This window comes from Agrobacterium genomosp. 13 str. CFBP 6927, assembly GCA_900012615.1.
Classification (GTDB): Bacteria; Pseudomonadota; Alphaproteobacteria; order Rhizobiales; family Rhizobiaceae; genus Agrobacterium.
The window spans coordinates 251,701-264,014 of record LT009756.1 but is presented as its reverse complement, the minus strand read 5'-3'; the positions used below and the strand labels follow the sequence as shown (position 1 = coordinate 264,014).

At 59.2% G+C, this 12,314-nt stretch carries 11 protein-coding genes; 5 read left to right on the top strand and 6 right to left on the bottom strand.

From position 1 onward, the window contains the following. Positions 1–121: 121 nt before the first annotated feature. Both grpE and hrcA read right to left on the bottom strand, forming a co-directional pair. On the bottom strand, positions 122–757 hold the full coding sequence (grpE, locus tag AGR13A_RS01325) for a nucleotide exchange factor GrpE (protein WP_035219247.1): 636 nt from the start codon (positions 755–757) through the stop codon (positions 122–124). A gap of 113 nt (positions 758–870) precedes the next feature. Then, positions 871–1,962: a heat-inducible transcriptional repressor HrcA gene (gene hrcA, locus AGR13A_RS01320; RefSeq protein ID WP_035219249.1), complete on the bottom strand. Its 1,092-nt coding sequence runs from the start codon at positions 1,960–1,962 to the stop codon at positions 871–873. Positions 1,963–2,098: 136 nt separating this feature from the next. Between hrcA and rph the strand changes: the two genes are divergently transcribed. The 3 genes from rph to hemW are packed head-to-tail and all read left to right on the top strand — an operon-like array spanning position 2,099 to position 4,681. Beyond that, positions 2,099–2,815 (top strand): ribonuclease PH, encoded by a 717-nt coding sequence (gene rph / locus AGR13A_RS01315; protein WP_035219251.1) that lies wholly within the window; start codon positions 2,099–2,101, stop codon positions 2,813–2,815. Between the two features lie 16 nt (positions 2,816–2,831). Further along, complete coding sequence (gene rdgB, locus AGR13A_RS01310; protein ID WP_035219255.1) at positions 2,832–3,476, top strand: RdgB/HAM1 family non-canonical purine NTP pyrophosphatase; 645 nt, start codon at positions 2,832–2,834, stop codon at positions 3,474–3,476. A gap of 5 nt (positions 3,477–3,481) precedes the next feature. Then, entirely contained in the window at positions 3,482–4,681 is a 1,200-nt protein-coding gene (hemW, locus tag AGR13A_RS01305) for a radical SAM family heme chaperone HemW (protein ID WP_035219852.1), read from the top strand. Positions 4,682–4,902: 221 nt separating this feature from the next. Here hemW and dnaA read toward each other — a convergent pair whose 3' ends face one another. The 4 genes from dnaA to mutM form a co-directional block, all read right to left on the bottom strand. Beyond that, positions 4,903–6,366 (bottom strand): chromosomal replication initiator protein DnaA, encoded by a 1,464-nt coding sequence (gene dnaA / locus AGR13A_RS01300; RefSeq protein ID WP_237681181.1) that lies wholly within the window; start codon positions 6,364–6,366, stop codon positions 4,903–4,905. A gap of 870 nt (positions 6,367–7,236) precedes the next feature. Next, positions 7,237–7,503 carry a 30S ribosomal protein S20 gene (gene rpsT / locus AGR13A_RS01295; protein WP_003493474.1) on the bottom strand — a complete coding sequence of 89 codons (267 nt, stop codon included), beginning with the start codon at positions 7,501–7,503 and terminating at the stop codon, positions 7,237–7,239. A 195-nt stretch (positions 7,504–7,698) separates the two neighbouring features. Next, on the bottom strand, positions 7,699–8,472 hold the full coding sequence (locus AGR13A_RS01290) for an enoyl-CoA hydratase (protein WP_035219257.1): 774 nt from the start codon (positions 8,470–8,472) through the stop codon (positions 7,699–7,701). Positions 8,473–8,505: 33 nt separating this feature from the next. Further along, a complete protein-coding gene (gene mutM, locus AGR13A_RS01285) occupies positions 8,506–9,408 on the bottom strand; it encodes a bifunctional DNA-formamidopyrimidine glycosylase/DNA-(apurinic or apyrimidinic site) lyase (protein ID WP_035219260.1) in 903 nt (300 codons plus the stop codon). A gap of 143 nt (positions 9,409–9,551) precedes the next feature. On the opposite strand from mutM, the gene ubiE reads away from it, so the two are divergent. Then, positions 9,552–10,328 (top strand): bifunctional demethylmenaquinone methyltransferase/2-methoxy-6-polyprenyl-1,4-benzoquinol methylase UbiE, encoded by a 777-nt coding sequence (gene ubiE, locus AGR13A_RS01280; protein WP_035219261.1) that lies wholly within the window; start codon positions 9,552–9,554, stop codon positions 10,326–10,328. Positions 10,329–10,364: 36 nt separating this feature from the next. After that, positions 10,365–11,939 carry a 2-polyprenylphenol 6-hydroxylase gene (gene ubiB, locus AGR13A_RS01275; protein WP_035219262.1) on the top strand — a complete coding sequence of 525 codons (1,575 nt, stop codon included), beginning with the start codon at positions 10,365–10,367 and terminating at the stop codon, positions 11,937–11,939. The last annotated feature ends 375 nt before the right edge of the window (positions 11,940–12,314 follow it).

Below are 12,314 nucleotides of genomic sequence, written 5' to 3'. Positions count from 1 at the left end.
GTCCGGTTCCGCCTTTCCCCGTTCCGGTCCGTCCGGGTTCCCGTTACGTTTTACGTTTTTACATAGAACAAATAAACGCGCCGTAAGGCGCGTTTTTTATTGGGGTAATGAAGAGAATGCCTCAGGCATCCTTTTCATTGAGAGAAGAGGTGCCCGGCTCGGCCGATGCGGCGGTCTCCGCCTTCGGGCCGCCCTTGGCGACACCGACCATGGCGGGGCGCAGCACGCGATCACCGATGGTGAAACCGGCCTGAACCACCTGAACCACGGTATTGTTCGGCACCGCCGGGTTGGGGATTTCGAACATGGCCTGGTGGAAATTCGGGTCGAACTTCTGGCCTTCAGCATCGATCTTCTTGACGCCGTGGCGTTCCAGCGTCGACAGCATCGAGCGCTCGGTCATTTCCACGCCTTCAATCAGGCCGTTGAGACCAGCTTCGCCATTGGTCTTGAGTTCATCGGGAATGGCCTCGAGAGCACGGCGAAGATTATCGGAAACGGCGAGCATGTCGCGCGCAAAACCGGCGAGCGAATAGGACTTGGCGTCCTTGACGTCACGCTCGGTGCGGCGGCGAAGATTGTCCATTTCGGCCGCGAGGCGCAGGAACTTGTCGCGCAGATCGGCATTTTCAGACTTCAGCAGCTCGACCGGATCGGGTTCGGCGATTTCAGACGGCTCTTCCCCGGCAAGCGTGGGTTCGACAAACTCTTCGGCGACATCAGCGTCAGGTCCGGGCTTTTTTGTATCGTCGGTCATGACGTTCTCCAGATTTGAATGTTGTTGGTTGCGCCCGATATCGAGGTTTGACGGGCAAAAATCAAGGCTTGCGGCGAAAAGCTTGCCGCATTCTCTGGCCTTGCGGGCTTATCCTATCTCTGCTTCCGGGAAAGGCGGGCCATGATCTGCGCTGTATAGTCCACCATAGGCACGATACGGGCATAATTGAGCCTGGTGGGACCAATGACGCCGACGGCACCCACAACGCGATTTTCCTCATCGCGGTAGGGCGCGACAATCAGCGAGGAACCGGACAGCGAAAACAGCTTGTTTTCCGAACCGATGAAAATCCTGACCCCCGAGCCGCTTTCCGCGAGATTGAGGATTTCAATGAGATTTTCCTTGCGCTCGAGATCGTCGAACAGCAGGCGCACGCGATCAATGTCTTCCTCGCCGGCGAGACCCTCAAGCAGGTTGGAGCGCCCGCGCACGATGAGGCGGCCGAGCTTGCCCTCCTCATTGTCGCCCGCCCAGACGGCCAGGCCGCGCTCGATGAGATCCTGCGCCAGCGTGCCGAGCTCCGATTGCAACTCCGCCTGCTGCCTCTGGAACTGAGTTCGCAACTCCTGCAGCGTCTGGCCGGACAGATGCGCATTGATGAAATTCGCCGCCTCTATCAATTGCGACGAGGAAATGCCCGCAGGTAACTCGATGATGCGGTTTTCGACCTGATTGTGGTCGCCCACCAGCACGGCAAGCGCCTTGGTGGGTTCCAGCCGGATGAATTCCACATGTTTGAGGATGACGTCGTTCTTGGCCGTCAGCACGAGGCCAGCGCCGCGCGACATGCCTGATAACATGCGGCTCGCCTCCGTCAGCAGCCCTTCCAGCGATTGCTCGTGGCCGGCGACCGGGCCGATCTGCCGGTCGATGTTTGCCCGTTCCTCAGCAGGCAGATCGCCCACCTGCATGAAGGCGTCAACGAAGAAGCGTAGTCCCGTCTGGGTGGGCAGGCGCCCGGCGCTGATATGCGGCGAATAGATGAGGCCCAGCTCCTCCAGATCGCTCATCACGTTGCGGACGGAAGCCGGCGAGAGCGACATGGGCAGCAGCCGCGACAGGCTGCGCGACCCCAGGGGTTCACCCGTGTCGAGATAACCTTCAACGATGCGCCGGAAAATCTCCCGCGACCGTTCATCCAGCAGCGATGCCTGATCTTTTGAAAGCGGTGCAGAAAAGCCCATCTCGTCCGTTCTTTGTCATCCAAATCCTGTTTGCATCAATATAATGCGTCGCGCCGCCGCGGCAAAACGGAAATTGGCTTTGCAAATGCCCGGGCCTCGCCTTAGAAGGCAGGAACCAACATGGAGAGTGGATCATATGCGGCCTTCAGGCAGAAAAACCGATCAGATGCGCAAGGTTTCCTTCGAGCGCAATTTCTCGAAACATGCCGAAGGCTCCTGTCTGGTCAAATTCGGCGACACACATGTGCTCGTCACCGCAAGCCTTGAGGAAAAGACGCCGCCGTGGCTGCGCAACAGCGGCAAGGGCTGGGTCACCGCCGAATATGGCATGCTGCCACGCTCCACCCATGAGCGTATGAAGCGCGAGGCCGCTTCCGGCAAGCAGGGCGGCCGCACCCAGGAAATCCAGCGCCTCATCGGCCGCTCGCTGCGTGCGGTGGTCGACCTGCAGGCGCTCGGGGAGCGCCAGATCAGCATCGACTGCGATGTCATTCAGGCCGATGGCGGCACGCGCACCGCCTCCATCACCGGCGCCTGGATAGCCCTTCATGATTGCCTGAAGTGGATGGAAACCCGCAACATGATCAAGGTCGAGAAGGTCCTCAAGGATCATATCGCGGCGATCTCCTGCGGTATCTTCGCAAAACAGCCGGTCATCGATCTCGATTATCTGGAGGATTCCTCGGCCGAGACCGACGCGAATTTCGTCATCACCGGCTCCGGCGGCATCGTCGAGGTTCAGGGAACGGCGGAAGGCGCCCCCTTCTCCGAAGAGGAATTCCTGACGCTGCTTAGCCTTGCCAAGACGGGCTGCGGCGAACTGGTCGCCCTTCAGAAACAGGCGATCGCCTGAGCCACGGGAAAACGTCATGCGCAAGCTCGATACCAGAACGATCGTCGTCGCCAGCCACAACAAGGGCAAGATCGCCGAAATCGCCGACCTGATCGGACCTTTCGGCTTCTCTGCCAAGTCGGCTGCCGAGCTGAATTTCGAAGAGCCGGAAGAAACGGGCACCACCTTTGAGGACAATGCCGCCATCAAGGCGCTTGCCTCCGCAAAGGCATCGGGTCTGCCCGCCTTGTCCGACGATTCCGGTCTGGTCATCGATGCGCTGGATGGGGCACCGGGCGTCTATACCGCCAATTGGGCGGAAACGGCCGATGGCACCCGCGACTTCGCCATGGCGATGCAGAAGGTCGAGGATGCGCTGGCCGAGCGAGGCGCATCGAAGCCGGAAGACCGCACTGGCCGCTTCGTCAGCGTGCTTTGCCTCGCCTGGCCGGATGGGCATGTCGAATATTTCCGCGGCGAGGTGGAGGGCACTGTGGTGTGGCCGCCGCGCGGAACGAGCGGTTTCGGTTATGACCCCGTCTTCAAACCCGAAGGCTATGACACTACATTCGGTGAGATGACGGCGGACGAAAAACACGGCTGGAAGCCGGGTGACGCGGCAGCGCTGTCGCATCGCGCCCGCGCCTTTAAAAAATTCGTAGAAACCTGCCTGGAGGCATGAACCCGATGGTCGGGGAGCATCATTTTTCTGCCCCCGGCGCATCGCTTCTGCCGGATACGGGCGATCCCGGCTTCGGGATCTATCTACATTGGCCCTTCTGCGCGGCCAAATGTCCCTATTGCGATTTCAACAGCCATGTCCGCCACCGCCCGGTGGATCAGGAACGGTTTACGGCTGCCTTTCTCCGTGAAATGGAACATATGCGGGCATTGAGCGGCCCGCGCGTCGTCACCAGCATCTTCATGGGCGGCGGCACGCCATCGCTGATGGACCCGCAGACGGTCGCAGCACTTCTTGATGGCGTCTCGCGCTTCTGGCATGTGCCCGACGGTATCGAGATCACGATGGAGGCGAACCCTTCCAGCGTTGAGGCGGAGCGCTTTCGCGGTTACCGGGCAGCGGGTGTCAACCGCGTCTCGCTCGGCGTACAGGCGCTGAACGATCGGGACCTGAAGTTCCTTGGCCGCCTGCATGATGTTGCCGATGCCTTGAAAGCCATAAGGCTGGCGCGGGAGATTTTCCCGCGCATGTCCTTCGATCTCATCTACGCCCGCCCGAACCAGACGGTGGCCGAATGGGACGCCGAACTGAAGGAGGCGGTTTCCTATGCCGTCGACCATCTGTCGCTCTACCAGTTGACCATTGAGGAAGGCACGCCCTTTTACGGGCTGCACAAGGCAGGCAAGCTCATCGTGCCGGATGGAGAGCATTCGGCCGTGCTTTATGAGGCGACGCAGGAAATCACCGAGCGTTACGGCATGCCGGCCTATGAGGTTTCCAACCATGCCCGGCCCGGCGCGGAAAGCCGCCATAACCTCACCTATTGGCGTTATGGCGATTATGCCGGCATTGGCCCCGGCGCGCATGGACGCCTGACGAGAGGCGCCTCCAAGCTCGCAACCGCCACCGAGCGCCACCCGGAAAACTGGCTCGAAACCGTTGAGCGGGAAGGCCATGGCATGGTCGATCAGGAAATGCTCGGCGTGGATGAGCAGGCAGACGAATTGCTGCTGATGGGGCTTCGCCTGCGCGAGGGTATCGATCTTGCCCGCTGGAGCGATCTGTCCGGCCGCGATCTCGACCCGGAAAAGGAAGAATTCCTTCTCCAGCACGGTTTCGTGGAAAGGCTCGGCAATTCCCGCCTGCGCTGCACGCCTTCCGGCATGCTCATTCTGGATGCGGTGGTGGCCGATCTCGCCTGCTGACCTGCGGGACCCGAAAAGCCAATAAAAAAGCGGCCCAGAGGCCGCTGAGGGTAACAACGCAGTCGGAAAACCTCTCCTCGCGTCGTGCTCGGGCCTGTCCCGAGCATCTGCAAACGATTGACTTTCCGAAACGTGGTTGGTCCTCGGGACAAGCCCGAGGATGACGTCGCGTGACAGGGTATGATTGCCAAAAGGTTGAAGCGGCCCGAAGGCCGCTTTTATTAGGCGTTGTTTTCGTTGATCAGGCGCTTCAGCAGCTCAACCTCATGGCCGAGCTTGGTATCGCCGGAAATCAATTCCTCGATCTTGCGCACCGCGTGGAGAACCGTGGTGTGGTCGCGACCGCCGAAACGGCGGCCGATCTCGGGGAAGGAACGCGGCGTCAGCATCTTGGCCAGATACATGGCGATCTGGCGCGGCTTGACGATGACGCGGGTACGACGGTTGGACACCAGCTCCTGCCGCGACACATTATAGTGCTTGGCGACGATGCGCTGAATATCCTCGATGCGCACGCGTTTGGCCTCACCGCTTCCGACGAGGTGCGACAGCAGCTCATCGACGCGGTCAACCGAGAGGTTCGGCTCGAAAGAGCGACGGAACATCAACTGGTTGAACGCACCTTCAAGCTCACGCCCGCTTGCCGTCACGCTTTTGGCAACGTGGGTCAGGATTTCGTCCGAAATCTCGAAAGACGGATCGTCCTGACGCGCTGAACCCATGCGACGGTTGAGCATTTCATAACGCATATCGTAGTCGGGACCTTCGATCTCGATGGCCATACCGCCCTGAAGACGCGAACGGACACGCGGATCGAGCGATTCCAGCTCCCAGGGCGCCCGGTCAGCAGCGACCACGACCTGCTTGGCGCTGTCGAGCAGCATGTTCAGCAGGTGGCAGAATTCGTGCTGGATCATCTTGCCCTGCAGGAACTGCATGTCGTCGATGACGAGCAGATCGATATTGCGCAGCGTGTCCTTCAGCGTCAGCGCGTCATTGTCACGGATCGCGGTCGCGAAACGCCACATGAAATATTCGGCCGTCAGATAGACCACGCGTGGATTGCGCGGGCTGTCGATGGCGGCATTGGCAATCGCCTGCAGAAGATGCGTCTTGCCGAGGCCGACGCCCGCATGGATGAACAGCGGATTGAAGCGCACAGCGCCAGCACCCGCTTCCGCGATTGTCTTCGCCGCCGCAAGGGCCACGCGGTTGGACGAGCCTTCGACAAAGGTATCAAAGGTGAAACGTGTATCGAGCGGCGAGCCGAACAGCGGGCCGGAGCTACCCTGACGCAGGGTTGCCTGGGCCGCCGCGGGCTGCGCAGCAGGCGTCGTCGCGGGCTGCGACGGAATGAAGGACTTGTTGCGTGCAACAGTGCCCATGTCCTGAACCGGCTGCACCCTCTCCTCGGCCTGCGCGGGACGGACCGGACGGCTGGCAGAGCGGACAAGAATTTCCACCTTCAGCACATCCGCATCCTCGCTTTGCACGAGGTTGGTGATCAGATCCATATAACGGTTGTTGATCCAGGACTTCAGAAAGGTCGTCGGAACGGTAAAACGGACGACGCTTTTCGAAACGGAATGGAGTTTGAGCCGTGCAAACCAGCTTGCATAGACCTCGGGACCAACCTGTGCCTTGAGCCGCGCGCTAAAACGTTCAAACAGCGCATCGTGCTTCATTGCCGATTTGTCCCCTGCCGCATCTGAGCAAGCTGCATCACAAGCCTTCGGTGCGCGGTCCCCATCAGCCACCGCACCCATCGCCAAATTCAATTGCATATTGCCGCCTTTCAAATTGCCAATCATAGCCTGACGACCAAAAATCGATCGCCAGGGATCCCCCTCGTATTATTCTTGCCTTCAGCGCTCCCCTCGAAAGAACGTCAAAGGCTTCTACTCGTTTGCGAGCCGGTTATCCCATTTCCCTCCCCCTCATGGAGAGGCCTGCGACACGCTAAAGACGCTCCTTTCATCACAACCTAAAGGCGCATTCTTGAGGACAAAAAGCTCCCGCCCGTTCCGAGACCGAAACGGCACAAAAAGCTCCATGACCTGAGAAAACGGACCTCGAAAGACCCGCCAGCAAGAAGGTGAATACCGTCGATGTGATCATCACGATAATCTGTGGACTGCGATCCGCACCCCTTGTTGAAATGCATTTAGGCAGGATCGTGGGGAGAGATCAATGGCGTTTTTTCTGCAAAAACTCAGATCGGCCATTGACTCGCAAAGACCGTTTTGCATCACGGGCAAGGTCCGAAGCAGAATCGCTTATGAATCAATGAGATTCAATTTTGGCATTTTTTAAGAGGCGATTTTGGCAAAAAAATAAAAATCTTCTTGACTCAAAACTCGTCGGGACTTCCGTAGAGAAAGCCTCCCATTTCCAGAGACACCTCCGGCAAGCTATTGTTTTTATTTAATATTTCCTGTCGTCCATCTGACACGCGTTTGTCACGTTACGGCAGGATTGCTTAACAGGTGGTTAGAATCACAAAAAGCCCGGTCAAAAGACCAGGCTTTTAGAATAATTATTTGTGATTAGCCGGATTAGGCGGAAAGGGCCTTAACGCGCTGTGCGAGACGCGACACCTTGCGGGATGCGGTGTTGCCATGCAGAACGCCCCGGGTGGCGGCGCGCTGGATCTCGGGCTGAGCTGCCTTCAGAGCTTCGGTGGCTACTGCCAGATCGCCCGAAGCAATCGCTTCCTCGACCTTGCGGATGAAGCCGCGAACGCGCGAACGGCGAGCCTTGTTGACTGCGGTACGGCGAGCGATCTTGCGGGTCGCCTTTTTCGCCGAAGTTGTATTGGCCATGTATGCCTCTCTTCGAATTCAAACCAAATTCCGCAACCACAGGATCGGGTCGTTCGACGACCTCACGTAACCCAAGAATGCGGGAGTAATTTCGGACAAGCCGGATGGCTTTCCTTAACCGTGGGCGGGCATATACCGCTAAAGCTTACGCCCGTCAACGCGCAAAACGCTTAAAAGCGCCGATATTCCGAATCCTTAGCGATTCCGGAAAGCGGGTTTGCGCTTTTCGACGAAGGCCGCCATGCCCTCCTTCTGATCCGCTGTTGCAAAGAGCGACTGGAAGGATCGTCTTTCATATCTGAGCCCCTCCGCCAGAGGGACCTCGAAGGAGCGATTGACGCTTTCCTTGGCCATGAGGACGGAAGCGCGCGACAGCGAGGCGATGCGTGTCGCAGCCTCCACTGCCTCATCCATGAGATTTGCAGCCGGCACGATCCGCGACACGAGACCGGCGCGCTCGGCTTCCGCCGCATCCATCATGCGGCCGGTCAGAACCAGATCCATGGCCTTCGCCTTGCCCACGGCCCTCGTCAGCCGCTGCGAGCCGCCCATGCCGGGAATGACGCCGAGCGTGATTTCCGGCTGGCCGAATTTCGCCGTGTCGGAAGCGATGATGAAATCGCACATCATCGCCAGCTCACACCCGCCACCCAGCGCAAAGCCGGAGACTGCGGCGATGACCGGCTTGCGTGTCGATGCGACCTCTTCCCAGCCGCCGAGGAAGTCGCCGACATAGGCGTCGACAAAATCCAGCCCCTGCATTTCCTTGATGTCGGCGCCTGCGGCAAATGCCTTTTCCGATCCGGTGATGATGATCGCACCGATGGAATCGTCAGCGGAAAAAGAGGAAAGAATGTGCCGCAGTTCTTTCAGAAGCACCGAATTGAGAGCGTTGAGCGCCTTGGGGCGATTGAGCGTGATGACGCCCACCTCATCGCGTTTCTCCACCAGTATCGTTTCATAATCCACGGCAGTCTCCCCTTCTCCGCTATTCCAACTCAGCTATTTCTGGCAGGCAGCACAATAGAAGGTCGAACGACCAGCCTGCACCACCCTTTCAACCGTACCCCCGCAGCCGGGTGTCCGGCAAGGCTGGCCTTCCTGATCGTAGACCGAAAAGGAATGCTGGAAATAACCAAGCGTTCCATCCGTCTGTATATGGTCGCGCAGGGAAGAACCGCCGGCGGCGATGGCGTCCGCAATCACGTCGCGGATTTTTTCGGTGAGGTCGACGAGCTGCGGTTTCGGCTTGCCGGTTTTCGTCACCAGCGTTCCCGCCGCCCGCAAAGGTGAAAGGTGCGCGCGCCACAGCGCCTCGCAGACATAGATATTGCCGAGGCCGGCTATGATCTTCTGATCCAGCAGCGTGCTTTTCAAAGGCTGGCTTTTGCCGTCAAACCGGCTCGCCAGATAATCGGCGCTCAGTGTGTTGCCTGTCGGCTCCGGGCCGAGCTCCGCAAAAGCAGGGTAAAGGTCGAGCTTGTTGCGCTCGACAAGATGCATGAAACCGAAGCGGCGCGGATCGTTATAGATGACGCAGACGCGCTCTTCTCCCTTATCGAGATGAAAGACGACATGGTCATGCTTGCCGTCTTTCGAACGGGCATAATGAAACGCGCCGGGCGCGTCCCTGTCACCGGCCCCATCGATCTCTGCCTCAATACGAAATGAGCCGGACATACCCAGATGAGCGACGATGGTCAGCCCGTCCTCCAGTTCGATCAAAAGATATTTCGCCCGGCGCCCGAGCGATATGATTGTCTTGCCTTCGATCAGCGCCGCAAAATCCTCTGGAAACGGAAAGCGCAAATCGGGACGGCCGAGATGGAGCCTGCGGATGCTTGCCCCTTCCATGGCTGGTGCAAGGCCGCGTCTGACGGTTTCGACTTCTGGCAATTCTGGCATCTGGCTTATCCGGCAGTTTATCGTTAGGACCATGTGGTCTATACAGTGCACGCGAAATGTCGCGCCCAGGCGATGCGGCAACAGATAGCGTCGCCATGGCGTTTCCGCTATGGTCCGCCACGCAATAAATATGGAGACAGACGATGACCGACGCCCGTACCACTGCCCAAGGCGGCATGGAAACGTCCTATGGCTTCCACAAGGTGGACGAAGGCAAGAAGCAGGGGCTGGTCAACGAGGTCTTCCACAAGGTGGCCAAGCGTTACGACATCATGAACGACGTGATGTCGGCTGGCATGCACCGCTTGTGGAAAGACGCCATGGTCTCCTCGCTTTCGCCGCGCAAGGATGCCTCCTACAAGGTTCTGGACGTGGCGGGCGGCACCGGCGATATCGCCTTCCGCATCGTTGAAGCCTCCAATCGTCTGGCGCATGCCACCGTTCTCGACATTAACGGCTCTATGCTGGCGGTTGGCGAGGAGCGCGCGGCGAAAAAGAAGCTTTCTGACAATCTGACCTTCGTGGAGGCGAATGCCGAGGAGCTGCCCTTCGAGGCAAACACATTCGATGCCTATACGGTCGCATTCGGCATTCGCAACGTGCCGCGCATCGATGTGGCGCTGAAAGAGGCTCACCGTGTGCTCAAGCGTGGCGGGCGGCTGCTGGTGCTGGAATTCTCCGAAGTCGAAATGCCGTTGCTCGACCGTGTCTACGACGCATGGTCGTTCAACGCCATTCCGCAATTCGGCAAGATGATCACCGGCGATGCAGAGCCCTATCAATATCTGGTCGAGTCGATCCGCAAATTCCCCAATCAGGAGGATTTCGCGGCGATGATCCGCACCGCAGGCTTTTCCCGCGTGACCTATACGAATTACACCGGCGGCATCGCCGCCCTGCATTCCGGCTGGAAGCTATAAGATAATGGCCGGCAAGAGCAGGAGACAGGCATAAGCATGAGCACTTTGGGCGCATATTTCCGCCTCGCAAGGGTTGGCTGGGTTCTCGTGCGCGAAGGCGTTGTGCTGGCACTGCCGTCCGATGACCTGCCTGCACCAGCACAATTGCTGAAAGCGGTGCTGAAGCCATTCGCCCGCAGCAAGGCCAAGCGGGCGCAGCGCAGCGACCGGCTGGCCACGGCTGTCGAGCGGCTTGGCCCTTCCTATGTGAAGATGGGTCAGTTTCTGGCCACAAGGCCTGATGTCGTCGGAGCTGATTTTGCCGATGATCTCGCGAGCCTTCAGGACCGCATGGCGTTTTTTCCCGCAGCCGCGGCGAAGGCCAATATCGAAGGTTCGCTCGGGCGCCCGGTTTCAGAGCTTTACAGGGAATTCGGCGATCCGATCGCCGCCGCTTCCATCGCCCAGGTTCACCCGGCCATAGTGGATACGCCGAAAGGGCCGCGCAAGGTGGCCGTCAAGGTCATACGCCCCGGTGTACGCCAGCGCTTCCAGAACGATCTCGAGGCGATGTATCTGATCGCCGACCTGCAACAGCGTTTCGTCCGCTCCGCCCGTCGCCTGCGCCCGGTTGAAGTGACGCGCACGCTGGAACAGACCACCAAGATCGAGATGGATCTGCGGCTTGAGGCCGCCGCGCTTTCCGAACTTGCGGAAAACACCAAGGACGATCCCGGGTTCCGCGTTCCCGAGGTCGACTGGGAACGCACCGGCCGCGATGTCGTCACCATGGAATGGATCGACGGCGTCAAGATGTCGGATATCGAGGGGCTGAAGGCCGCCGGTCACGACCTGAATCAGCTCGCCGACACGCTGATCCAGTCTTTCCTGCGGCACACGCTGCGTGACGGCTTTTTCCATGCCGATATGCATCCCGGCAATCTCTTCGTGGATGCTGAGGGCGAGATCGTCGCCGTCGATATGGGTATTGCCGGACGCCTCGGCAAAAAGGAGCGCCGTTTCCTCGCCGAAATCCTCTACGGCTTCATCACCCGCGATTACATGCGCGTGGCGGAAGTGCATTTCGAGGCCGGTTATGTGCCGGGTCATCACGATAAAGCCAGCTTCGCCCAGGCGATCCGCGCCATCGGCGAACCGATCCACGGCCAGCCGGCCGAGACGATCTCCATGGGCAAGCTTTTGACGCTGTTGTTTGAAGTAACCGAACTCTTCGACATGGAAACGCGCCCGGAACTGGTGATGCTGCAAAAGACCATGGTGGTGGTGGAGGGCGTGTCGCGCATGCTCAATCCGCGCTTCAACATGTGGAAGGCGGCCGATCCGGTCGTCGGCGGCTGGATCAGGGATAATCTCGGCCCGAAGCGCATCGTCACCGATCTGAAGGACGGCGTGAAGGCGGCTCTCAAGCTTGCGGAGGCAGCGCCCGAGATCGCTGCCAAGACGGAGAAGCTTCATTCGGACCTGATGTATATGAGCGAAAACGGCCTGCGTTTCGACGCCCAGACGGCGGAAGCCATCGGCAAGGCGGAAGCGCGACATACCAGATGGGGACGAGCTGCGCTCTGGGTGATTGCGCTGACGCTTCTCTATATTGCAATCCGAATCAGTTAAGGGTTAGCCGAACGTGGAGGGTCAGCACGCAAGGTTGGAAGCCTCTGCCCGACCAATATGATCGAAGCATGCCATGCTCATGCAATCTAACGAGGAATAGTCACCTGATCTTTTAACGGAACAGGTGACCGATGAGATTGCTCACGTTTCTGGCGGCTTCGATATTCCTCAGCCTTCCGCCGGTGTCAGCGCCGGGAGTGATGGCGGAACATGTGTTTTACGACCCCTGTAAGGATGGTCGCATGAGTGATGGCAAACCGCGCAGTTGCGGCGAGCTGAAGCGTGAACTGCGGCGCACCGAGAGGCATGGCCGCAGGGAATGGGACTATTATCGGCCGACGCGGCCAATGCGAACCGATCCCTGCCGGGACGGGC